Below are 24,589 nucleotides of genomic sequence, written 5' to 3'. Positions count from 1 at the left end.
CGGATTTTTTATTTTAAACATGTTTTTATTTATCCCTTAAGCTAAATGTAATTCGCCTCGTGCTTCTTGATCTTTGAAATGTTTCACCAATTCCAAAGCATCTGGAATAACATCACTACACAAAATAATCAAAGAACCTTTTGTTGCATTTTTGACAGCATAGGTAATAGCTTCCTTTTCCGATGGTATGATGGTCGTTTTCTTTTTAGGATCTTTCATTTTGATGCCGTCATCGAGCATCTTAATGAGTTCTTCTTCCGTTTTTCCTCTTAAGCGCTTATCCTGACGAATAATAATTTCATCAAACATTTCTGCGGCAATAGACCCCATTTCATTGTTATCTTCAACACGTCGATCGCCTATACCAGCAATGATTCCAACCTTTACTGTTGCTTCGAGTTCATCTGTGAATTTCTGAAGCGCACGCATACCAGCTGGATTATGCGCATAATCCAACAAAATGGTAAAATCATTAAACTTGAACAAATTGAGTCGACCAGGTGTTTGTGTTGCTGAAGGAATAAAAGTTTCAAGACCTGCTTTCATATCTTCAATACTGATGCCTTGAACATGAACTGCAAGAATAGCTGCCAAGACATTTTGAATCATGAATTTTGCCTTTCCACCGTAAGTCAAAGGAATTTGCTCAGCTTTCATAATACGCATTTTCCATTCGCCTCTACAAATAGTGACATATCCATTTTCATAAATGGCTGTGATTCCGTTAAGGCGTTGCAATGCCTTTATTCTCGGATTGTTTTCGTCCATGGAAAACAAGGCAACATTGCAATTAACAGTTCGTCTCATATCGTAAACCAGATCATCATCGGCATTTAAAATGGCATATCCATCTGGCAATACCGTTTCTGGAATAACCCCTTTTACTTTGGCCAATTGTTCTACAGTATGGATCCCTTTTAATCCTAAGTGATCAGCAGCCACATTAGTTACTACACCAACATCGCATTTTTTAAACCCTAATCCAGCTCTTAATAATCCGCCTCTAGCACATTCGAGAACAGCAAAATTTACTGTTGGATCCTTTAAAACAAACTCTGCACTTGCAGGACCTGTACAATCGCCAGTCATCAATAATCGGTTTTGGATATAAACACCATCACTAGTGGTATAACCTACGCGATAACCATTCATTTTAGCGATATGGGAAATCAATCGAGAAGTTGTGGTCTTTCCATTGGTTCCAGTAATGGCTATGATAGGAATGCGTCCTGTATCGCCTTTTTTAGGGAATAATTTATCAATTACTGGAGCCGCAACGTTTCTAGGCAAACCTGTAGTTGGTGCTAAATGCATTCTAAATCCAGGACCAGCATTAACTTCTAAAACAGCACCTCCTGTTTCACTTAAAGGTTTTGAAATATCAGTGGTCATGACATCAATACCACAAATATCCAAATCTATGATTTTCGAAATTCGTTCAGCCATAGACACGTTTGCAGGATGGACAATATCTGTGACATCTTCTGCAGTTCCACCAGTACTTAGATTTGCTGTATCTTTTAAAATAAGTCGCTCACCTTCAGGAATTACAGACTCCAAAGTGTAGCCTGCATCTTTAATGATAGTTTGTGTCAGTTCATTTACTGAAATTTGTGTCAACACATTCTCATGACCGTAACCACGTCTCGGATCTGTATTGACTTCATCAATCAATTCTTGAACCGTTGATTTACCATCACCTATCACATGTGCAGGCGATCTTAGCGCAGCAGCTACAAGCTTGTTATTGATAACCAATAACCTATAGTCTTGTCCTGTAATGAACTTTTCGACAATAATTGCTCCACTACGTGAACTTTCCTTGGCATGTCTAAAAGCCGTTAAAGCCTCATCATAGTTCTGAATGTCAACAGTAATTCCTCTACCATGATTTCCATCGATAGGTTTTATCACCAAAGGAAATCCCACATAATCACAGGCGTCTTCCAAACTGCGCTCCCGACGAATAATATCACCTCTTGGCACTTCAACTTCAGCTTGCTCCAACAAGTATTTGGTATCTTCTTTATCACAAGCCAACTCCACTCCTATACTACTGGTTTCACTGGTAACCGTAGCTTGAATGCGTTTTTGGTTGGCACCATAACCCAATTGACATAATGAATATTTATTCAGTCGAATCCAAGGAATTCCTCTTGCTTCAGCTTCAGCAACAATAGAACCTGTACTTGGTCCTAAGCGATCGGCTTCTCGTAATTCTCTCATGGTTTGGATGTCTTCGGTCATATCGTAATCTTCACCAGCAATCAAAGCTTCACAAATTCGTACAGAAGCCTTTGCAGCATAGCGTCCAACCGATTCTTCCATATAGGCGAAAACCACATTATAGACTCCCGTTTCACCATAGCCTCTTGTTCTTCCGAAGCCAACATCCATACCTGCAAGGGTTTGAATTTCTAGGGCGATATGCTCAATAATATGACCCATCCAAGTCCCTTCTTCAACACGCTGGAAAAATCCTCCAGGAGTCCCAACTGAACAACGGTGTTCATACATCGTAGGAAACATTGCCTTAAGTCGCTCGTAAAATCCGTCAATCGTGTTCGATGGACGTTCCTCCATCTCTTCCAAGTCCAAAACCATCACAATTAATTTGTGGCGTCTTACAGACCAATAATTTGGTCCTCTCATGGCGTTTATTTCCCGTATTTTCATGCTTTTGAGTTTCAGTTAGTTTGTGTGAAAGATTATAAATATATACATTTTTCAATTAAAAAATTAGTTTATTTTTGTCTTCTATTCTAACCTAGAATTGATACTATGCAGACGATTAAAGGAACTTTAATTCCTATTGGAGGGAACGAAGACAAAGGTATTGAAGCCGATGAGATTTATACTTTGGAGTTTATTGAAGAAGGTATTTTATCTCATGTGGTCAAGGAAGCTGGAGGCACAAAAGCAAAAATAGTTGTGATTCCAACTGCTTCAAGTATACCTGATGAAGTTGGCGAAAACTATATTACTGCCTTTTCTACTCTAGGATGCAAGGATGTTGAAGTCTTGGATATCAGATCAAAAAAAGATTCTGAAACTGATCGTGCAATCAACTTAGTAAAACAAGCCAATTGCATCATGTTTTCTGGTGGTGACCAATCTAAAATCACTGATAAAATTGGCGGCTCTACAATTCATGATATCATGATGGAGCGATACAAAAACGAAGAAGGCTTTGTCATTGCGGGCACTAGTGCTGGAGCTATGGCTATGGCTAATGAGATGATTGCTGGTGGAAGTGCTACAGAGTCATTTGTAAAAGGTGCTGTTCGCATGTATAAAGGATTAGGTCTCATTCCTGAGTTGGTTATTGATACGCATTTTATCCGTAGAGGCCGATTTGGACGACAATCCGAAGCAGTAGCTAAATTTCCTCATTTATTAGGTATAGGTTTGGCTGAAGATACTGGAATGATTATTAAAAACGGAAACGACTGTACGGTTATTGGCTCTGGAATGGCCATTGTATTTGATGGTAGCAAACTCACACATAACAATGAACGCGTTTTAGCCGAAGGCACACCAATGACTATTGCAAATTTAACAGTTCATGTCCTTTCTAATGGAGACCAATATGACATTAAGAATCGGAAAGTAACCGTTCTCCCAATTGAGGCACCGTTTATCTAATTTATTTTTTCATCATTAGACTTTAAAATACTTTTATTCTTATGAAAGTTAGGGGTTTCATAGGTGTAGTTTTTTTAGTGCTTCAATTAATTTCAATTGGCTATGCACGTTTTATTCCTGAGCGTTTTTTTTGTTGGGGTCCTTACGATGAACACACGCAATTTGAAGTAACTGTTACCATTGATGGCAAAACTTTATCTTCAGAAGAAACCGAAAATCGCTATAGATATAAAATGAATGGTTGGGAACAACGCTCAATCTATAACATCAAATCCTTAATTTCCCAATATGAACGTACTTATGGAAAAGATGATGATGCAGATGTCCTCATGATTTATTCAAAAAATGGTCATCCAGAAGAAAAATGGAGGTTCAAACCATGAAACAAGTTTGGTCATTCATATTGCGATTGTTTCAGTTTGAAGGGACAAAGTTACATCCCAATGTTTTATTGATGTGTAAATTATTAGTTATTCTTATGACTGCACATCACATGTTTGCCAAAATAGATGATCCTCATATCCCTTTCATTTCTGCTTTAGATTGGTTTAATAATTATCCAGGGGTTTTTAAGTACAGCTTAAGAATCCTTTATGGATGTAGTGCTTTTGCAGTGTTATTTAATATAAAGGTGAGAACCGCTAGTATTGTTACTGGATTGGTTGTACTATTGGCTATTTTGGCGTCTAAACCTATATTTTACAACCATCTTTTTATTTGTGCATGTGCTTTATTTTTAGCCGGACTAACTAATGATAAAGAGCCACCATATTTATTGATATATCAATTGAGCATTGTATACTTTGGAGCTTCTTTGAATAAATTTTTACAAGCCGATTGGTGGTCTGGAGCATTTATGGATACTTGGCTAGGAACAGCAAGAGAAAATCCCGTTTATCTGTATGTTGCTGATTTCTTTCCTGAGATGGTATTGGCTCAAATTCTATCATGCATTGCTATGTTTACCGAGTTTGCCATTGCCATCTTAATCTTATTCAAAAGAACACGTACCTTGACCCTTTGGTTTATTATTATTTTTCATTTGACATTGTATTCCTTGACCGCTTTCAGGTTTGGGCACTTTATAGAATCGTTGGCTATTGTGCTTTTGGCATTCGTAAACATCCCAAAAAGTGAGTTAACAATTCATTATAGAAAAAAGAGCCTTAGTGGTATCAAACGTCTATTTAATTTCTTAGATGTTGATAAAAAGCAAAAGTGGATTCCTACAGAAGATAATAATTGGCTTCGTTTAGAAGCACACGGAAAAACCTTATACAATCACAAAGCATTAAAGGACCTTCTTCTATACACACCTAACTTCTTTATGTGCTTGCTTTTTGTAGATATGGCTTCTTACGTCATTTTATACAATCATAGAACCCTTTTATTTATCCTAAACATGATGGTAATTTGGTCGGTTGTTGTTTATTTCTTGCCTATTTGGTCAAAAAAAAGTTCAGCTAACTAACTATAAATAGCTATAAGCTCTTCTCCTAATGAAGTTTTACTGGCACGATACATCCCTTCCGTATTGAATGGCATGGCAATATTGCCTTCTGAATCAACAGCAATTAAGCCACCATCTCCACCGATTTCAAGTATACGCTTATGGATGACCTCTTCTGAAGCCTCTAGTAGGGACATTCCTTTATGCTCAATCAAACAAGCGACATCATATGCTACTACACCGCGAATAAAAAACTCACCACTACCAGTACAAGATATAGCACATGTCTTATTATTCGCATAATTGCCTGCACCAATCATCGGACTATCACCAACGCGTCCCCATTTTTTATTGGTCATTCCTCCTGTAGAAGTCGCAGCAGCTATATCACCATATTGATCACAGGCCACTGCACCAACAGTTCCAAATTTCGAATCTTTTTTAACGCTATGATCTAATTGAAATTGATTCGTGTCCTTAATTTCCAACCATTGTTTATGGCGAAATTCATCATAAAAATAAGACGGTTCCTCTAATGCAAAATCCATTTCCCTTGCAAATTGCATCGCGCCTTCTCCTGCCAAAAATACGTGTTCACTTTTATCCATAACATCCCTAGCCAAAGCAACTGGATTTTTAATTCCTGAAACCAAACTAACGGCTCCAGCATTCAATGTGTTTCCATCCATAATACTAGCATCCATTTCATGGGATTCATTAGCTGTAAATACAGATCCTTTTCCTGCATTGAACAATGGCGAGTCCTCAAGAGATTTGACTGCAATTTCTACAGCATCAATAGCTGTTTTACCAACTTTAAGTGCATTGTAACCTAAATCGAGCGCTTTCTTTAAATCTTCCCTGTACCTTGATTCTAATTCTGGCGTCATCATGCCTTTTACCAAAGTTCCTGCACCACCATGAATGGCAATTGAAAATATCTTCATATTCAAAATTTATAGGTTGAAAATTACGAATTGTAACTTAAATAATTCCGAATAGGATTCAAGTTTTTAAAATTTCTTATTTTAGAATCAGCATCGTAGTTTATGATTGTAAACCAACCAACCTTTAACCATCATTTTAAGCGTTTAGGCGCAACCCTATTAACGCTTATTTTTACTTACATCACGTATGGTCAAGACATCTTATTTTATCATTATGGCTTAGAAGATGGCCTCTCTCAGGAAACGGTTAGAACTATTTTGAAGGATTCCAATGGGTTTTTATGGTTGGGAACTCAAGATGGTCTAAACCGATTCGACGGCACTTCATTTACAGTATATAAAAATCAAAAAAAGGATAGTTTATCCATTTCAGGTAATTTCATCAATACCTTATTAGAAGACAATCATGGAAACATTTGGATAGGAACCAATGATAATGGTATTTCTATTTACGATTCACAAGTTAATAGCTTCAAGAAAAGTCAGATCAAAACTGGAAATTGTAGCAGTTTATCAATGACTTCAGAAGGTAGTATTATTGCAACCCATTTAACTGAAGGTTTGTTTATATTTGATAACAAAGAAACCTTTACACTTCGCAAAATAACCGAAATTAATGGTGAAGAAAAACTCACACTCAACACCTCTTACGTTCAAGATCAAACCCTGTATTTAGGAACTCAGGATGGACGTCTTTTTGTTACCAATAATATTCAAGATCCATCGCCTCGTTTCACTGAGTTTTTGTTCACAAGCCCTTTGGGAAGTATCAATACTCTGCATGCTTTAAATAACAAACTTTGGATTGGTAGTTCCAATGGGTTATTTGTTTTAGATACCTCAACAAAACAACATCATCAAGTTTCAATTACTAATACTCAAAAAAATGAGGAGATTAATATTTCTTCTTTAGATATTAAAGAAAATACTTTCTACATTGGTAGTTTTAACGGACTTTACATTGCTAAAAACTTTAATGAAAGTACGCTTAGTTTTGACACTATTTCATCCTACCAAGGAGAACAAAACGCCAAGAATTCAATTACCTCTAACCGTGTTTACGATACTTATACTGATGGTAATTTATTGTGGATAGGCACTAACAATCTTGATGTTGCGTCGTTGGATGAACCCGTTTTCAAAAACATCAATACCGAATCACATATTTCACTTAACAACGCTTTTATTTTATCCTTTGCAAAAAACAATGACTATCTGTTCGTAGGAACACGAAAAGGGATCAACTGTATTGACACCACTGGTTTTGTTACATATATAACCCAAGAAAACACCAATAATGCATTGGCTTTTGATGTGGTAAGGGCCATGGCAATTGATCATAATAATTATTTGTGGATTGCCACGATTAGAGGTGTATCTGTTATGGACTTAAATAATTTTGATCCGAATATACCGAAAATCATACCCATCTTCCATGACGACAACAACCCTAATTCTTTAAGTTCCGATGCCACAAGAGGTGTCTTTATAGATCACCATGGCTCTGTTTGGATTATGACTTATGGTGGTGGTGTCAATAGATTTATTGGTAACCTAAAAACGAACGATATTAAATTTCAACATTATAAGGTTAACGCAAGTGGTAATTCCTTGAGTTCCAATTTCACTTACAACATGTCTCAAGACCATGATTTGTCGTATTGGATCACTTCCGAAGATGGTCTCAACAAATTACAATTTGAGGACTTAAGTTACCAAAACCCAAAATTTACCAATTACTTTCACGACCCTGAAAATCCTCACACTGTAAGCAGCAATACAACATTGCATACTTGGCATGATAAGGACAGAATTTTGTGGGTAGCAACACAGGATGGATTCAATAAACACAATGCTGAAGACGAAAGTTTTATAAGATATGGCAAAGAAGAAGGCTTGACCAACACCTTTGTTTACAGTATTACTGAAGATCGAGACAATGACCTCTGGTTAACTACAAACGGAGGAGTTTTTAGATTTAATAAACTGACAGAACAATTTACTAATTACAATCAAAGTGATGGTGTACAAAGCTCTGAATTCAATCTTGGCGCTCATTTTTACAATCCAGAAACAAACCAAATCTATGTTGGTGGGATAAATGGTTATAATATTTTTAATCCGAGAAAAGTATCGCAACTCGATGTTCCTGGCAATCTCACATTAACATCCTTAAAAGTAAAAGGCAAGGAAATAAATCCGGTTAAAGACAGTAAAATCTTATCCAAAAGCATCACAAAAACCAATGAGATCATCCTAAAACATACCGATTTCCCTTGTTATTTATCGTTTTCCGATTTAGACTTAAGACCCAACAAAAACAATCAGTTTATTTATGCATTAAATGATTCTGACTGGAATGACCTTTCAAATGCAAGGGAAATTCCCTTATTAGATTTACCTAAAGGGTCACATGTTCTAAAATTACAAGGAAAATCCAGAAATGTGTTGTGGCAAAAACCTCCTTTACAACTGAGCATCAAAGTCCTTCCTCCTTGGTATAAAAGTAATTTAGCATATGCAGTCTACTTACTGATGTTCTTAGGAATTGTTTATGCGTTTTACAACATAAGTCTACAAAGACAAATTGCTGGACAGGAATCAAAACGATTAAAGGAATTAGATGATTTAAAGTCGCGATTCATAACCAATATTACCCATGAATTCAGAACTCCTTTGACCATTATTTTAGGATATCTGAATACCCTTAAGCAAAAGAGTTCCGGCAAAATGGAAAGCCAAGCCATACGAACCATAGAAAACAATGGCAACAACCTTCTCAACTTAGTGAATCAAATGTTAGACTTGGCGAAATTGGAACAAGGTCAACTAAGTCTTAACATGGTTCAAAATGACTTGGTGGTATATTTAAAATATCTGGTTGATGGCTTTTCAAATGTTGCAGAGGAGAAGTCCATTGCTCTCCATCTTAAAACAGATTTAGACTCCTTAATAATGGACTTTGATGCTGAAAAAATGCGTCAGATTGTGTCCAATTTAATCTCAAATGCACTTAAGTTTTCTTCTGAAGGGTCTACTATTGAGATATCGTTACAGCAACAAAACCAAGAAGCTATTATTAAAGTTTCGGATGAGGGTATTGGCATTCCTGAAGACCAATTACCTTTTATTTTTGATCGCTTTTTTCAAGTGGAATCAGAGCACCATAAAGTATATCAAGGCACAGGAATAGGATTATCGCTAACAAAAGAAATGGTAACCCTAATGAATGGACGCATTGAAGTGAACTCCCAACCCAACATAGGTACAACCTTTACAGTGCAAATTCCAATTCGTAATTCAGCTCTAAAAAAGCCAATAGATTTTAAAAAAACAAAACGTACTGCTGTCAAAACCTTTATACCAGATGTGAGTGAAGTTGGCGTTTCAGACAGTATTAATAGAGTTTTGATTGTAGAAGACAATCCCGACATGTCTAGGTATATAGCTTCCTGCTTAGAAAAATTTTATAAACTGGACTTTGCAAAAAATGGTAAAGAAGGATTTGAAAAAGCCAAAGACACCATTCCAGATGTTGTTATTTCTGATGTAATGATGCCTGTTATGGATGGATTGGAACTTGCTGTAAAGTTACAGTCGCATGTGAATACCAACCATATTCCAATTATTATGCTCACCTCAAAAGCCTTACAGGAAGATAAATTGGTTGGACTGTCAAGTGGTGCAGATGCATATTTAACGAAACCCTTTGAAAGAGACGAACTTTTGGTGCGCATCAAAATGCTTATTGCCAAACGGAAAAAATTGCAAGTGCATTATTCTGAGCATTCGTTAATATCTCACACTGATGAAATCTTACAATCTAAGGATAGAAATATAGTCTTTTTAAATTCTGTGACGGAAAAAATCCAGCAACATTTAGACGATTCTAATTTTGGGCCAACCGAATTGGCAAAATCATTAACGATGAGCGACTCACAACTTTACAGAAAACTAAAGGCCATTTCAAATTTGAGCACTGCTATTTTTATTCGAAAAGTACGTCTTGAACAGGGTAAAAAATTACTCCTAACAACCGAATTGACAGTTTCTGAAATCGCTTTTGCAACTGGGTTCAACGATCCCAATTGGTTTAGTAAAGCCTTTCGGGAAACTTATAATGTGAGTCCGACACTATTCAGGAACAACAATAGCTAAACTTCCTTAAACCCTTTGTTTTAATGGGCTCGACAAAATACTCCTAGGTTTTGACAAAATAGTCTAGATAAGTTTTACAGGTCAATGATAGCTTTGAAAAGCTATTAATCTGTAATACCCTACTATTATGAAAACAATTGCTACGACCCTTTTGTTGTTCTTATCATTCTATGCCTATGCACAAGTAGGCGTAGGCACTACAAATCCAGATGCTACGCTCGACATTGAAGCCAGTAATGTAGCAAATCCTGCATCTAACGATGGGATTCTAATTCCTAGAATAGATAACTTCCCATCTGTAAATCCAACTGCAAATCAAGATGGCATGATGGTGTTTGTTACTGGAAACGGTACACCAACCAAAGGCTTTTACTATTGGGATCATGGATCATTAAGTTGGCTAGCAGTTAGTGGTGCCAAAAACATCAATGATTTATTAGATGGTAGATCTGATACCAATGGTTCTTCAGTTTTTTTAGGTGTCGGTTCTGGAATTAATGATGACCAAACCGATAACTATAATGTAGGAGTAGGTTCTAATGCCTTAAGGAATAACCTATCAGGATATTACAATGTGGCTCTAGGTTTTCAGTCTTTGTATTTTAACTCAACAGGATTACTCAACACAGCTGTAGGGACACAAGCTTTATTAGATAATTTAGGCGATTTTAATAGTGGTTTTGGCACTTATAGCCTTAGCAACAATTCTACTGGTGATAATAACACAGCTCTAGGCTACTCCTCATTAACTGGAATTACTGATGGCAATAGTAATATTAGTATTGGAAGTGATTCTGGTTTTGGCGTCAATGGTAATAGTTCAAATAACATATTTATAGGAAGACTGTCTGGTTATAGTTTATCCCCAAGGTCTGTTTCAGGTTCAATTTGGATTGGCTATACAGCAGGAGCAAATGAAACCAAGAACAACACACTTTATATTGAAAATTCTGCTGCCAATGAGGACAATGCTCTTATTTATGGCGAATTTAATACTAACATACTAAGAACAAATAGTGAGTTTCAAATTGGGAATCCATCGTTAACAGGATATGCATTTCCTACTTCTGATGGAACCGCAGGACAGGTCTTGACCACAGATGGCGCAGGAAACATCAGTTTTCAAAATTCAAGTCAAGATGCAGATTGGTATGAAGCAGGTACAACAAACTCACCTACCAATAACTCCGACAATATTTTTACAGAAGGCTATGTTGGCATTGGTGATCCTACACCAGATGCGAGGTTGGATATTGAGTATTCTGGAACAGACAGTGCTGGAACTATGCTAGATTATGAGTTTACAGCAGCTAGTGGTATCGGAAGAGGGCTTTACATTACCACTGATCATACAGGTGCTAGTGAATTATATGGCTCTCAAATTGATATGGGCAACTCTGGTGCATCCACAAGAGTAGCAGGAATGCTAATAAACAACCTAGGTGGAGCAAATGCTGGTGAACATATAGGTATTGTTAGTGAAGTAACTGGCATTGGAGCAAACTATGGGTATCAAAGTATCATGTCAGGATTTGGAACAAATTTTGGATTTCAGACAACAATTGACAACAACGCAAATCAGAATTATGGATTTGATGCCTACATCACCGCAAATTCGAATGCATCGTCCAACTATGGTGTTAGATCAAGGTTAACTGGAGGAAGATATAATTACGCCATTCATGGTGCAGCTTCGGGAGGAAGCTTAGGAAACTATGCTGGTTTTTTTGGTGACAGTAGCATTTCTGGAAGTGGTAATGTCTACATTCAGGATAATCTTGAAGTAGATGGCAGTTTCACTTTTACTGATGGAAATGAAGCATTAGGACAAGTATTGGCATCGGATGCCCTAGGGAATGCCTCTTGGATCAACCCAAACAGTGTTTTTACTGACACCCAAAATACGTTAGACCAAGCCTATGATGAAGGAGGTGCTGGAGCTGGACGTGTTATAGAAGCCACGCATGGTGCCTTAAGAATCAATGGTACTGATGGTTTTTTGGTTACAGGTACATTTGGATCAGGAAACACAATAAATAGTGAAATAACAGGAGCCGGTACTCGTATGTTTTTTAATCCCTTAAAATCTGCCTTGAGAGCAGGCACTGTTACTGGAAACGAATGGAACAACACAAACATTGGGAATTATTCTACGGCTTTCGGTTATAACACGATAGCGTCCTCTATTTACTCCTTTGCGTTAGGAGATGGGACAACTGCATCAGGAACAGGTTCCATCGCTACAGGATTAAACAGCACAGCTTCTGGAGCTTATGCAACGACATTTGGATATTTGACAATTTCAAATGGATCATATTCTACAACTTTTGGCGAACGAAGTACCGCTTCAGGAATTCGTTCATTTGCTATGGGATTTGATACTACAGCTTCTGGAGATAATTCCAATGTATCAGGTATAGGGAATATAGCGCCTTCTTTCGCAGAAATGACTATTGGCTCCTACTCCAGAATATACACACCTTCTTCGTCCAACTCTTTTAATCCCAATGATAGAATTTTTTCCATTGGTAATGGTATGAATGCAGCTGGAAGAAGCAATGCTTTGACGATTTTTAAGAATGGTACAATGAACATTAATGATGCCTATAACATGCCAACAACAGATGGCTCAGTTGGACAGGTTATGACCACAGATGGCTCGGGAAATCTTACGTTTCAAGATATTGTTGGCGATGGAGACACACAAAACACCTTAGATCAAGCCTATGATGAAGGTGGCTCAGGATCTGGAAGGATTGTTACTGTAGATAGCGGACCTATAGAATTTACTGGAACCTCTGGCACTTCATATACTCAAGTTTTAAGTAACGATGATGCTGGTGATATATTGAACATCATATCAACAGGGATTGTTCCTGAGTACACAAGCACTATAGCAATTGAGCTCGAAAACGATATTACAACCAATAACAACAATGGAAATAATTATGGAATTTTCAATAAAATGGCTGTTAATGGAACACGATCCAACGCTAATCATATAGGTTTTAGAAACTGGTTTTTACCAGCTGGAAGTACAAATTCACAAATGTATGGTTTCTATAACAACAGTCAAAATGGCGGTACTGGTGATCATTATGGTTTTTACAACAGGTTTAGCACTGATGCTGGATCAGGAACTATGTATGGTTTTTACAATAGCATCAACTCTGCTCACAATAACACAAAATACGGATTATATTCAGCCGTTGTAGGGGCTTTAGGAACAAATTATGCGGTTTATGCCGAAGCAAGCGATAACGCAAACTCATGGGCTGGTTATTTTATAGGAAGAATGTCTCTCGGTAATAGTACTTCTACAGGTCGATATTTGATGCCTCTTTCTGATGGTACTTCTGGACAAGTCATGACCACTGATGGTGCTGGAAATGTGACCTTTCAAAATCCAACAATAAATACAGACGACCAACAAATTGATACCATCGGATTAGCAGGAACGGTTTTAGGGATTTCACTTGAAGATGATGGCGTTGCACCTATTACCGTTGATTTAGCGTCTATCAACACCGATGATCAACGTATTCAGAATTTTAATTTCAACGCATCTACAAATATTTTAACTCTTGAGATGGAAGATGATGGGCAAGCACCTCAAACCGTAGATTTATCAAGTCTTAACCCTTCAAGATCATTGGCTCGAATTACCATGTCTGCTGACCAATCATTTACTGCAAGTACTTGGCAAAAACTGAATTTCGATACGGTAGATTTTGATCTTAATTCTGAATTCAACACAGTAACCGATGAATTCGAAGTGACTACAACAGGATACTATCGTATTAATGCCTCTTGGCGAAGTACACTCACTTCAACATCTGTTGATGCCTTTGGTATTGCGATTGTTGTTAATGGTGTTTTTGAAGGTGCCGTAAATTTCAATAACTCTGGAAGCGGTTATGTGTTTCGATCCATTAACAGAATATTGGATTTAAATGCTGGAGATAGCATAGAAATACAGATCCTAAACACAGGACCAATTGATGTCTTTTCGAATGATATTGTAACCTCTTTTGAAATAGAACAAATACGATAAGTCTCAATCTAAAGTCTTTAAAAAACTAAATATTATGCATAGAAATCATTTTATTAAATCCTTAGGAGGATTAAGTCTCTTGACGCTTATTCCAAAAAGCGCCTTTTCCAAAACCATTGCTTCTGCTACCGAATATCTGAAATCCAAAATTGTTCGAGATGATGAGGGTAAAACATTAAATGTCATTGGTGATATACAAACCCATAAGTTAGTAGGCAGTGAAACCAACAATCAAATTGTGGAATGGGTCGATAATGTCGAACCTGGCACTGGAATTCCACCACACGTCCACACTAAAGAGGATGAAATTTTTAGAGTGATCAAAGGTATAGTCGAAATCATGGTCGATGGTAAAACGACCATTTTAAATCCAGGAGATGTGGCCTTTGCTCCAAAAAACTTACCCCATTCCTGGAAAGTTGTTGGGACAGAAAAAGCCAAAATGATAACCAGTGCCTTTCCTGCTGGCATTGAATTAATGTTTAAAGAATTAGCCGATTTACCTCCTGGACCTCCAAACTTCGATGTTGTTACTGAAATTTGTGGCAGATATGGCATCTCATTTATAACTAGTTGAATTGTCTTCAATTATGTTTTTGATTCTGACAAGAGTAATACGATGTCAGACATAACCGAGAAAGCTGCAGTAGGGTGCAGCTTTCTTTTTGTTTATTATTTGAACTTGCAATACTTCATTTCGACGCATAAGTTTTGTAGTTTTATAGACTTCAAATTTATTTCAAATGTCAGATCAAAAACGTCTTTTCTTAGTAGATGCCTATGCCTTGATTTTTCGTGGGTATTACGCTTTCATAAAAAACCCAAGAATCAATTCCAAAGGTCAAGATACCTCAGCCATCATGGGCTTTATGAATTCCCTTCTAGATGTCATTAAACGAGAACGTCCAGACCATTTAGCGGTTTGTTTTGATAAAGGTGGTAGTACAGATCGTGTCGAAATGTATGAGGACTACAAAGCCAATCGAGACGAAACTCCTGAAGGCATTACAACAGCCATTCCTCACATTTATAAAATCTTGAAAGCCATGCACATTCCTATTATGGTTAAGGAAGGTTATGAAGCCGATGATGTTATTGGAACCTTATCACGTCAAGCTGAAAAAGAAGGTTATAAAACATACATGGTAACTCCTGATAAGGATTTTGCGCAATTAGTAACTGAAAATATTTTCATGTATCGCCCCAAATCCTTTGGTGGTGGTTACGAAACTTGGGGCATCCCAGAAGTTCAAAAAAAGTTTGAAGTGGAAACGCCTGATCAAGTCATTGATTTCCTCGGAATGATGGGAGATTCCAGTGATAACATTCCTGGCTTACCTGGTGTTGGTGAAAAAACAGCTAAAAAATTCATTAAGGAATTTGGAAGCATGGAAGGCTTGTTGGCCAATACAGATCAGCTCAAAGGTAAAATGAAGGAAAAAGTTGAAGCCAATGCCGAATTGGGAAGACTGTCAAAAGAATTGGCTAGAATCATGCTTGATGTGCCTGTGACTTTCGATGCAACCGATTTTGAGCTCAACCATCCTGATGTGGATAAAGTGAAGGAGATTTTTCAAGAATTAGAATTTAGACGTCTTACTGAAAACTTTTTGAAAACTTTTAATGTTGAAGGTGAAACTGAGAAAACTAAAACCACAGAAACCAAAGAGCAACCTAAGCCAACGCCTAAGAAAAGTACTTCTGCTGGTGCTGGACAATTTTCCTTGTTTGGTGGAAATGAAGAGGAAACGGAATCAACTTCAGAATACACAAGAAAAACGGCTCAAAACACCTCACATTTTTACCAAAGTGTGGCTTCTGGTATGGCAACAAAACTATTTGTCAAAAATTTATTGAGCCAAAATACTGTTTGCTTTGATACTGAAACCACAAGTCTCAACCCCTTACAAGCCGAATTGGTAGGAATTGCTTTCTCATGGGAAGCTGGCAAAGGATTTTATTTGCCATTTCCTGAAGACCGAAATGAAGCCCAGAAACTTATTGAAATCCTGCGCCCTTTTTTCGAAAATGAAAACATCGAAAAAATAGGACAAAATCTGAAGTACGACATCAAGGTTTTAGCCAAGTACAATATTGAAGTTAAAGGCAAACTCTTTGATACCATGTTGGCGCACTACCTCATCAATCCTGACATGCGTCACAACATGGATGTGCTTTCAGAAACCTACTTGAACTATACACCTATTTCAATCACAGAACTCATTGGTAAAAAAGGAAAAAACCAATTATCGATGCGAGACGTGCCTTTAGACAAGCAAACCGAATATGCTGTTGAAGATGCCGATATTACATTGCAATTGAAAGAACATTTTGAAAAGGAATTAGGGGAAGCCAATACTCAAAAGTTATTTGATGACATTGAAATTCCACTATTGCGTGTCTTAGCCGCCATGGAATTGGAAGGTATCAATTTGGATATCAACTTCTTGAATTCCCTTTCTGAACAATTGAATATCGATATTGCCAATCTGGAAAAAAGTATTTATGAGATTGCTGGTGAAGAGTTCAATATTGCCTCACCAAAACAGTTAGGCGTTATTCTCTTTGAAAAGCTGAAGTTGGTTGACAAACCCAAAAAAACCAAAACCGGACAGTATTCTACTGCTGAAGACGTGCTTAGTTATTTAGCTAAAGACCATAAGATTGTTCAGGATATTCTAGATTTTAGAGGCCTTTCAAAGCTGAAAAGCACCTACGTGGATGCACTCCCACAACAAGTTGAGGAATCTACTGGACGCGTGCATACCGATTATATGCAAACCGTTGCAGCTACTGGCCGATTGAGTAGTAACAATCCGAATTTGCAGAACATTCCTATTCGAACCGAACGTGGCCGTCAAGTGCGGAAAGCGTTTATTCCTAGAAATGATGATTATACCTTATTGGCTGCCGATTATTCTCAAATTGAATTGCGAATCATTGCGGCTTTAAGTAAGGAAGAAACCATGATTGAAGCGTTTAAGAACGGTGAGGATATTCATGCCTCTACCGCTTCAAAAGTCTTTGATGTGCCTATTACTGAAGTCACTCGTGAGCAACGTAGCAATGCGAAAACGGTTAACTTCGGAATTATTTATGGTGTTTCAGCTTTCGGACTCAGTAACCAAACTAATTTATCACGATCTGAAGCCAAAGAATTGATTGACACCTATTATGCCACCTATCCGAAGCTCAGAAGCTACATACACGAACAAGTAGATTTTGCAAGAGATAATGGTTATGTACAAACAGTTTTAGGTCGTCGTCGCTATTTAAAGGACATCAATTCCAGAAACGCTGTGGTTCGAGGTGCTGCTGAACGTAACGCGGTGAATGCGCCTATTCAAGGCAGTGCTGCAGATATTATCAAGATTGCCATGATCAAGATTCACAATAAACTGAAAGCAGGTCAGTACAAATCCAAGATGTTGCTCCAAGTGCATGATGAGTTGGTCTTTGATGTTTTCAAACCCGAATTGGAAGATTTAAAAACACTGATCAAGTCTGAAATGGAAAACGCTTACAAACTCGAGGTGCCTTTGGATGTCGATCTCGATATTGGCGATAATTGGCTGGAAGCGCATTAACGACAAAAAAATAAATACCTAACGCTAGGTATATGATATTGTTAAATGACATGGTAGCTTTGAGAAAATCTCATGGTCATGAAAACGATATTATATATAATGTGTTTTGCTTTTTCGCAGCACATGTTAGCACAAACAATAATCTTTGATAGAACACTAGAAACTTCAACTTCTGAGGTAAGACCAGAGATAAAAGCTGATACATCAGGTGGTACTGCGACTTTTAAAAGAGTATATAACGACAGGTGTATTGGTCATTATAATATAAGATGGTCTTTTAGTAAAGATCTCAACGTATTAAGGGATGGCGAACAATTTCAAGTCACAATAAATTGTACTAATTGTGATACGCCTTGCGGATTTAAGTGGAAGATAGCTAATGCACATGCTGCTGGATTATCAGAAACTTTAATTCCTGGATACATCTACAACAAGAACATAGACTTATTGAGTACTACTGCTGGCGCATCAGGTGTGCACGATTGGTCTCCAGGACATACCACACATACATATACATTCATATACAAAAAGAAAAAAACAGCACCTATAGCCTCATTTATGTTAGATTTTGCAGGTTATCAATTACATTATGTGTTTCGTTCTGGAGGAGATACTTTTTCAGAAAATCCAAATACCACAAGTCCTAATTTAAATTGTAATTGGTCATCTACTTTTGGAAACATAAACTGGCAAGACGGTTGGTATGGCAATACTAGCAAAACCTTAAGCGGAACAATTAGTTTTGAAAACGGTCGCTATGTATACAAGGGTGTTTGGGGAAGAACAAACTCTAGTAGTAGTGGTCAAGTGGTGTTTTTATTTTCTCAAGACAACAGGTCTTTTACAGGCTATTACACTAGAGGAAATGCTACAAGACAATACCAATGGTCTGGACAGTTGAACTGTCAATAAATATGTAGAGTTAAATTCTTCAGTAATTTTCAGTAATATTGCGAATCAAACAGAATTGATGAGCATTATTTCTAAAGACATCTCAAAAGCTGTTCAGTTATTGAACGCTGAAGAATTGGTCGCCATTCCTACGGAAACGGTTTATGGCTTGGCAGGAAATATCTATTCTGAAAAAGCCATCAAACGTATATTTGAAACCAAGAAACGTCCATTTTTCAATCCGTTGATTGTTCACATTCCCTCTTTCGGTATGATATCTGATATTGTTAGTGATCTTCCTGAAAAAGCAAAACTATTGGCTGATGCCTTTTGGCCAGGACCTCTAACCTTGGTGCTTAAAAAAAATCAAAATATTCCAGATTTGATTACTGCAGGAAAAGATACTGTTGCTGTGCGTATTCCTAATCACCCAACAACCTTAATGTTGTTGGAACAATTAGATTTCCCTTTGGCTGCCCCAAGTGCCAATCCGTTTGGAAGTATCAGTCCGACCACTGCTGAACACGTCAACAATTATTTTAAAAACGATATCAAGATGGTGTTGGATGGCGGTCCATGCCAACGTGGTATTGAATCTACGATCATCGGATTTGAAAATGGAGAACCCATCATTTACAGACTTGGTTCTACTTCTAAAGAAGCAATTGAAAATGTAGTTGGACCTATTCAAATAAAAAACAAAAAAGAGATTGCTCCTGATGCACCTGGAATGCTCGATCGTCATTATGCACCAGTTACAAAAACCATTTTAACCGATAACCTTTCTGAAGCCCTTCAACAACATCAAGGAAAACAAATAGGCCTTTTACTTTTCAACTCTAAAATTGAAAATGACGCTGTAGCCTATACCATTGAACTTTCAACATCTAATAATTTAGAAGAAGCCGCTTCAAAACTCTACGACGCCTTACACGAACTTGACAAACAAAACCTAGATCTCATCATTGCGGAACGTTTGCCAGATTACGGCTTAGGCACTTCAATTAACGACCGATTACAACGCGCAACCGTAAGGGCTTAGCTTATAAATTATCTATATCTGGCTTTATAGTCACTTTTGCAGTAATGGATACGTCTGTAATAAAACTTACAGGATTATCAGACACCGAACCCTCATAATAGAATCCAATAGCATTCAATTCGGTCAAGGCTTGATTGGTATTTGAAAAATCACCACTTAAGAAAAACAAGGTATTGTTGTTATCTGCTTGTGAAAGATTAGTTTGTACGGTATCATATGAATCAAATCCTTGTCCGACTACAATAACTATCTGACCCACAACATTAGCATCATTGTTTCCAACAACATTTTTATAGAAATAACGCACTTCTGTGATTTCAATTTTGGTGATTTCATCTGGACTTCCTAAATATTCTACTACGTTAGGATCATTTCTGAAATCCCAAAAACCTAAATTAGATTGAAAATCGACTGCATCTTGGGACGCATCATTTGGAACATTAATTTCCAACTCTGTTATAAAAGTGGTTTCAACATCAAATTCCTCTTCAAAAAGCTCTTCGGCTTCCTCACAACTAAAGCAAATGCATACTATAAAGACCCAAATATATTTTAATGTTTTCATCGCATTTCATTTATAAAGGACATTTGACATAGCCTGATATGCTTTCTGTTACTCCTGTATCCAAACTAATCACAGTACCATCAAAACTGGCACTAGAGCTCACACCAGAATCTACTAAATCTACAGTACCTGATGACCCTACAAACGTTTCAACTGGAACACCATCTGAGGTGATTTGTAACACAAAGAATGCATCACTAGATTGGTCAATGCCATCGCTGAGATTAAATGTTCCTGATCGGCAAACACCATCATGGCTGATAGCAATTCCGTAAGACAATCCGTCCAATTGATAGAACACCGAATACACACAAGAAATATCTAGACCAGTATCAGACTGCACATTACAACCTCCATTCCCATCATTGGTAACGCCTTGAAAGGTGATGTAATTATTGTTGGTGCCATCAGAGCCACCATCGTCATCATCACTGCAGCCACCTTGAAGAAATATGGCTAAAGGTATAAGTACTAAAAGTTTGATTTTCATGACTGATTGTTTTAAGGTTTTAAACAAATCTATGACAGACCTCAGACTCTTCATATACCTAATGTTAGGTATATAGGTATTTAGAATTGGAACTTACATTTGAATGCACTGTCATAATCTCAATAAATTTATTTAGTAACTTTAAGCAACGCTTTTAACCAACCTCATGAAAGTTTATTACCATCTAGTTATATTCTTTTTCACTTTCGCTCTTTCAGCTCAAGAGATATCGGTTGACAGCCTAAAACGTATTACAACATCTTCAAATGATGCCTTTGTGGTTGCCAAGGCGCATCTGGAATTAGCAAAACGTTATGAGCGTATTGATTTAAAAGAAGGAAAAGATTATGCGTTAAAAGCATTTGAATATAAAAGCAACGATTCATTATTGGCAGAAACAAATAATCAATTGGGTCGCTTTCAGTTTTTCGCATCTCATTTAGATTCTGCTGCCTATTATTTTGAAAACACCAAACAACTGCTTCAAAAACTCAAGGATGACAAACGAGTAGCTATTGTTAACATAAGCCTAGGAGCCATTCAGTTACGGCAAGGCGATTATAATAAAACCATTTCTACACTAACAGAAAGTGCTCAATTTTTTGAAAAAACAAACGATTCAATAAATGCCGCAAAATGCTACAGCAACATTGCCAGTGCTTTTGCCGAGTTGGAATTATTTCCAAAAGCTATTGAATACAGTGAAAAGGCCTTAGAAATTTTTGAAAAACTTGACCAAACACAATTTCGGCTCATTACCTTACCCAATTTAGCAACGCAACATTATAAAAATGGCGACACACTTAAGGCCATTGATTACAATGCAAAGGCTGAAGCCTTAGCAACCAAGCTTAATGATAAACGGTCTTTATCAATGATATATAACAATCTTGGTGATTTATATCTGAATAAGGATTCGGATTTGGCAAAACAGTATCTCGAGAAAACCATTCAATTAAAAAATGAGCTTAATTTAAAATCTGGAATCGAAATCGCGCAAAGTAATTTAGGGTATGTTCACCTTAAAAAAGGAAATTACAGAACAGCAGTATCCTATTTTTCTAAAGCTGCTGAAAAAGTGAAAGGCAAGCAATTGGTTTTTGTCTATAATAACTTAAGTGATGCCTATAAAGGTTTAGGGAATTTAGACCAAGCGCTATTTTTTTCTGAAAAATCGAGCCGATTAAATGATAGCATCCTGAATTCGGAAAACCAAAAGAACTTTATGGAAGTTCAAACCAAGTATGAAACCGAGAAAAAGGAAAAAGAGATCCTTCAATTAAAAACCGAAAACCTTCAAGCCAATTATAAGCGGAAGCAAAATAGAAATCTATTGATTGCTGCCTTATCAGCATTAGTATTTACTGTTGTTCTGATTTATGTATTGCAAAAAAATGCCAAACGCAAACGTATCATTATGGAACAAAATTTAACCATTCAAGAACAAGATTTTAATCAGCTCTTAAAATCAAAAGAACTTGAAGGAATAGATGCCATTTTAGATGCCCAAGAACAAGAACGCTCAAAAATGGCAGCAGACTTACATGACAATCTAGGCAGTAAGGTTGCCACTTTGAAACTATATCTCGAAAGTTATGAGGACAAGGATGATTTTTCTAGTTACTACAACAAATTGAAAACTCTGATGAATGATACTTATAATGAAATCAGAAGCATTTCAAAAAACAAAAATTTCGGTGCCGAAATCAATAAAGGGCTTATTCCTTCCACAAAAGCAATTGCTAAGCAAATATCAGATACCAAAAAATTGAATATCAAGGTCCATAATATTGATGTCAATAAACGCATAGAAAACACTTTGGAAATTCAAATTTTTAGAATCATACAAGAACTATTGACCAATATCATTAAACATGCCAATGCAACTGAAGCCATCATTCAGTTTTCAGAGCAAAACAATATCTTGACTATTATGGTTGAAGATAATGGTAAAGGATTCAATATGCAGTCTTCTAAAACAGGTATTGGGCTCATTAACATCGAACAACGCATTGAAAAAATGGATGGTGAGTTTGTGATTGACTCATCGGCAGGAAACGGAACCACAGTAATCTTGAATATTCCATTATGACCATAAAAATTATCATAGCAGACGACCACCAACTGTTCATTGATGGCATAAAATCAATATTATCAAAAGCTTTGGATATTGAAACTATTGGTGAGGCCAATAATGGACTTGAAGTGATTAAACTATTGGAAAACAATATTATTCCAGATGTTATTCTAACAGATATTAGAATGCCTCTCATGGATGGCATAACCCTTACTAAAACCTTGAATAAAACATATCCAAATCTCAAGATTTTGGTTTTGAGCATGTTTGACCAAACTGTTGATGTGATTGAAATGCTTAATGCTGGTGCCAAAGGCTATGTGACCAAGAATGTCGATAAATCGGAGCTTATAAGTGCTTTGCATACACTCGTTAAAGGTGATTATTATTTTAGTAAAAACTTACCTCAAGATATTCAAGATTGGTTTGACAAAGAGCGTTTCCAGCCAGAAAGCACAACACTTACTAAACGAGAAACTGAAATACTTAAGCTCATAGCCAAAGGAAGAACCTCTATTCAAATTGCAAAACATTTGAAGTTGAGTAAGTACACTGTGGACACCCATCGAAAAAACATCCATAAAAAACTTGGTATCAAGAGCAATACAGGATTGGTGAATTACACTTTGAAACACTTTCAGTAAACATCATTTGATTCATTTTTACAATGCAAATAAAGGTCTGGTTTGCAAATGCATAATACTGTTAAGAAAACAGTCGTAAAATATATTCGTACACTATTTGGTAATCAAATATTTAATCGTAAATTTGCAAACTCTTTTGGAGAGAGAAATGTTTAACAACAAAATCAATAAGTGTGGACACATTAAGCTACAAAACGGTTTCTGCAAACAAAGCCACTGTAAATAAGGAGTGGGTTTTGGTTGACGCTGAAAACCAAACACTAGGTCGTTTAGCTTCAAAAGTAGCAATACTTTTAAGAGGTAAACACAAGCCTAACTTCACACCACATGTTGATTGCGGAGATAATGTTATTGTTATCAATGCAGAAAAAATCAATTTAACTGGAAACAAGTGGAATGACAAAACGTACATTCGTCACACAGGTTATCCAGGTGGTCAGAGAAGTTTATCTGCGACTGAATTGTTTGGAAAAGATCCAGCGAGAATCGTAGAAAAATCAATTAAAGGAATGCTGCCTAAAAACAAATTAGGTGCAGATTTATTCCGTAACCTAACTGTTGTTGTAGGTGGAGAGCACAAACATGAAGCTCAAAAACCTAAAACAATTAACTTAAACGAATTCAATTAATGGAAGTAATTCACAAAATCGGCCGTAGAAAGACGGCTGTTGCCCGTGTGTACGTTGCCAAAGGAAAAGGGAACATCACGGTGAACAAAAAAGACATGGCAGTCTATTTTCCTACTGCAACTTTGCAGTATAAGGTTAATCAGCCTATAGCTATGACTAACAATGACGGCAACTTTGATATTACTGTTAACGTTTACGGTGGAGGCATCACAGGCCAAGCCGAAGCGATCCGTTTAGCTATATCTCGTGCAATGTGCGAGGTTGATGCTGAAAACAGAGGAATATTAAAGCCAGAAGGATTATTGACTAGAGACCCAAGAATGGTTGAGCGTAAGAAATTCGGTCAGAAGAAAGCGCGTAAGAAATTCCAGTTCTCTAAACGTTAATATCTTTTTGTCTCTCTATTTGAG

The 24,589-nt window shown here is 36.9% G+C and carries 17 protein-coding genes; 13 read left to right on the top strand and 4 right to left on the bottom strand.

The window, feature by feature from the left end; genetic code table 11:
* Nucleotides 1-36: 36 nt before the first annotated feature.
* Nucleotides 37-2,676, bottom strand: coding sequence for a cyanophycin synthetase (cphA, locus tag AB9K26_RS13215; protein ID WP_369973028.1), 2,640 nt, complete (start codon nt 2,674-2,676; stop codon nt 37-39).
* Nucleotides 2,677-2,781: 105 nt separating this feature from the next.
* On the opposite strand from cphA, the gene AB9K26_RS13210 reads away from it, so the two are divergent.
* The 3 genes from AB9K26_RS13210 to AB9K26_RS13200 are packed head-to-tail and all read left to right on the top strand — an operon-like array spanning nt 2,782 to nt 5,116.
* Nucleotides 2,782-3,645 (top strand): cyanophycinase, encoded by an 864-nt coding sequence (locus tag AB9K26_RS13210; protein WP_369973027.1) that lies wholly within the window; start codon nt 2,782-2,784, stop codon nt 3,643-3,645.
* A gap of 41 nt (nt 3,646-3,686) precedes the next feature.
* The gene (locus AB9K26_RS13205; protein WP_369973026.1) at nt 3,687-4,028 is read left to right on the top strand and encodes a hypothetical protein; all 342 of its coding nucleotides are present in this window, start codon (nt 3,687-3,689) and stop codon (nt 4,026-4,028) included.
* Nucleotides 4,025-5,116, top strand: a complete 1,092-nt coding sequence (locus tag AB9K26_RS13200; RefSeq protein ID WP_369973025.1) for an HTTM domain-containing protein — start codon at nt 4,025-4,027, stop codon at nt 5,114-5,116. The genes AB9K26_RS13205 and AB9K26_RS13200 overlap by 4 nt, the downstream gene beginning before the upstream one ends.
* Here the strand turns inward: AB9K26_RS13200 and AB9K26_RS13195 are convergent.
* Nucleotides 5,113-6,042, bottom strand: a complete 930-nt coding sequence (locus tag AB9K26_RS13195; protein WP_369973024.1) for an isoaspartyl peptidase/L-asparaginase family protein — start codon at nt 6,040-6,042, stop codon at nt 5,113-5,115. The genes AB9K26_RS13200 and AB9K26_RS13195 overlap by 4 nt on opposite strands.
* A 102-nt stretch (nt 6,043-6,144) precedes the next feature.
* On the opposite strand from AB9K26_RS13195, the gene AB9K26_RS13190 reads away from it, so the two are divergent.
* From AB9K26_RS13190 to AB9K26_RS13165, 6 genes are all read left to right on the top strand, one after another.
* A complete protein-coding gene (locus tag AB9K26_RS13190; RefSeq protein ID WP_369973023.1) occupies nt 6,145-10,200 on the top strand; it encodes an ATP-binding protein in 4,056 nt (1,351 codons plus the stop codon).
* Between the two features lie 127 nt (nt 10,201-10,327).
* Nucleotides 10,328-14,254: a hypothetical protein gene (locus AB9K26_RS13185; RefSeq protein ID WP_369973022.1), complete on the top strand. Its 3,927-nt coding sequence runs from the start codon at nt 10,328-10,330 to the stop codon at nt 14,252-14,254.
* Nucleotides 14,255-14,288: 34 nt separating this feature from the next.
* Nucleotides 14,289-14,831 carry a cupin domain-containing protein gene (locus AB9K26_RS13180; RefSeq protein WP_369973021.1) on the top strand — a complete coding sequence of 181 codons (543 nt, stop codon included), beginning with the start codon at nt 14,289-14,291 and terminating at the stop codon, nt 14,829-14,831.
* 166 nt (nt 14,832-14,997) lie between these two features.
* Nucleotides 14,998-17,841 (top strand): DNA polymerase I, encoded by a 2,844-nt coding sequence (polA, locus tag AB9K26_RS13175; protein WP_369973020.1) that lies wholly within the window; start codon nt 14,998-15,000, stop codon nt 17,839-17,841.
* A gap of 78 nt (nt 17,842-17,919) precedes the next feature.
* On the top strand, nt 17,920-18,753 hold the full coding sequence (locus AB9K26_RS13170; RefSeq protein ID WP_369973019.1) for a hypothetical protein: 834 nt from the start codon (nt 17,920-17,922) through the stop codon (nt 18,751-18,753).
* A gap of 58 nt (nt 18,754-18,811) precedes the next feature.
* A complete protein-coding gene (locus AB9K26_RS13165) occupies nt 18,812-19,774 on the top strand; it encodes an L-threonylcarbamoyladenylate synthase (RefSeq protein ID WP_369973018.1) in 963 nt (320 codons plus the stop codon).
* 1 nt (nt 19,775) lies between these two features.
* Here the strand turns inward: AB9K26_RS13165 and AB9K26_RS13160 are convergent, their stop codons facing one another.
* The gene (locus AB9K26_RS13160) at nt 19,776-20,339 is read right to left on the bottom strand and encodes a hypothetical protein (RefSeq protein WP_369973017.1); all 564 of its coding nucleotides are present in this window, start codon (nt 20,337-20,339) and stop codon (nt 19,776-19,778) included.
* A gap of 10 nt (nt 20,340-20,349) precedes the next feature.
* A complete protein-coding gene (locus tag AB9K26_RS13155) occupies nt 20,350-20,829 on the bottom strand; it encodes a hypothetical protein (protein ID WP_369973016.1) in 480 nt (159 codons plus the stop codon).
* A 166-nt stretch (nt 20,830-20,995) separates the two neighbouring features.
* On the opposite strand from AB9K26_RS13155, the gene AB9K26_RS13150 reads away from it, so the two are divergent.
* From AB9K26_RS13150 to rpsI, 4 genes are all read left to right on the top strand, one after another.
* Complete coding sequence (locus tag AB9K26_RS13150) at nt 20,996-22,921, top strand: tetratricopeptide repeat protein (RefSeq protein ID WP_369973015.1); 1,926 nt, start codon at nt 20,996-20,998, stop codon at nt 22,919-22,921.
* Nucleotides 22,918-23,550 (top strand): response regulator, encoded by a 633-nt coding sequence (locus tag AB9K26_RS13145; RefSeq protein ID WP_369973014.1) that lies wholly within the window; start codon nt 22,918-22,920, stop codon nt 23,548-23,550. Before AB9K26_RS13150 ends, AB9K26_RS13145 begins: the two co-directional genes overlap by 4 nt.
* Before the next feature lie 173 nt (nt 23,551-23,723).
* Nucleotides 23,724-24,179, top strand: a complete 456-nt coding sequence (gene rplM / locus AB9K26_RS13140; RefSeq protein WP_369973013.1) for a 50S ribosomal protein L13 — start codon at nt 23,724-23,726, stop codon at nt 24,177-24,179.
* On the top strand, nt 24,179-24,565 hold the full coding sequence (rpsI, locus tag AB9K26_RS13135; protein WP_369973012.1) for a 30S ribosomal protein S9: 387 nt from the start codon (nt 24,179-24,181) through the stop codon (nt 24,563-24,565). Before rplM ends, rpsI begins: the two co-directional genes overlap by 1 nt.
* The last annotated feature ends 24 nt before the right edge of the window (nt 24,566-24,589 follow it).

The sequence above is a fragment of the Psychroserpens sp. XS_ASV72 genome (assembly GCF_041224425.1).
Taxonomy (GTDB): domain Bacteria; phylum Bacteroidota; class Bacteroidia; order Flavobacteriales; family Flavobacteriaceae; genus Psychroserpens.
Note: the sequence above shows the minus strand (reverse complement) of the source record. Positions and strands in the feature narration are given on the sequence as shown.

Excerpts from the sequence above, each read along its gene's own strand:
- cphA (WP_369973028.1), bottom strand. The coding sequence starts at position 2,676 with ATGAAAATACGGGAAATAAACGCCATGAGAGGACCAAATTATTGGTCT.
- AB9K26_RS13210 (WP_369973027.1), top strand. The coding sequence starts at position 2,782 with ATGCAGACGATTAAAGGAACTTTAATTCCTATTGGAGGGAACGAAGAC.
- AB9K26_RS13190 (WP_369973023.1), top strand. The coding sequence starts at position 6,145 with ATGATTGTAAACCAACCAACCTTTAACCATCATTTTAAGCGTTTAGGC.
- AB9K26_RS13165 (WP_369973018.1), top strand. The coding sequence starts at position 18,812 with ATGAGCATTATTTCTAAAGACATCTCAAAAGCTGTTCAGTTATTGAAC.
- rpsI (WP_369973012.1), top strand. The coding sequence starts at position 24,179 with ATGGAAGTAATTCACAAAATCGGCCGTAGAAAGACGGCTGTTGCCCGT.
- AB9K26_RS13180 (WP_369973021.1), top strand. The coding sequence starts at position 14,289 with ATGCATAGAAATCATTTTATTAAATCCTTAGGAGGATTAAGTCTCTTG.
- AB9K26_RS13195 (WP_369973024.1), bottom strand. The coding sequence starts at position 6,042 with ATGAAGATATTTTCAATTGCCATTCATGGTGGTGCAGGAACTTTGGTA.
- AB9K26_RS13200 (WP_369973025.1), top strand. The coding sequence starts at position 4,025 with ATGAAACAAGTTTGGTCATTCATATTGCGATTGTTTCAGTTTGAAGGG.
- AB9K26_RS13160 (WP_369973017.1), bottom strand. The coding sequence starts at position 20,339 with ATGAAAACATTAAAATATATTTGGGTCTTTATAGTATGCATTTGCTTT.
- AB9K26_RS13185 (WP_369973022.1), top strand. The coding sequence starts at position 10,328 with ATGAAAACAATTGCTACGACCCTTTTGTTGTTCTTATCATTCTATGCC.
- polA (WP_369973020.1), top strand. The coding sequence starts at position 14,998 with ATGTCAGATCAAAAACGTCTTTTCTTAGTAGATGCCTATGCCTTGATT.
- AB9K26_RS13205 (WP_369973026.1), top strand. The coding sequence starts at position 3,687 with ATGAAAGTTAGGGGTTTCATAGGTGTAGTTTTTTTAGTGCTTCAATTA.
- AB9K26_RS13155 (WP_369973016.1), bottom strand. The coding sequence starts at position 20,829 with ATGAAAATCAAACTTTTAGTACTTATACCTTTAGCCATATTTCTTCAA.
- AB9K26_RS13145 (WP_369973014.1), top strand. The coding sequence starts at position 22,918 with ATGACCATAAAAATTATCATAGCAGACGACCACCAACTGTTCATTGAT.
- AB9K26_RS13150 (WP_369973015.1), top strand. The coding sequence starts at position 20,996 with ATGAAAGTTTATTACCATCTAGTTATATTCTTTTTCACTTTCGCTCTT.
- AB9K26_RS13170 (WP_369973019.1), top strand. The coding sequence starts at position 17,920 with ATGAAAACGATATTATATATAATGTGTTTTGCTTTTTCGCAGCACATG.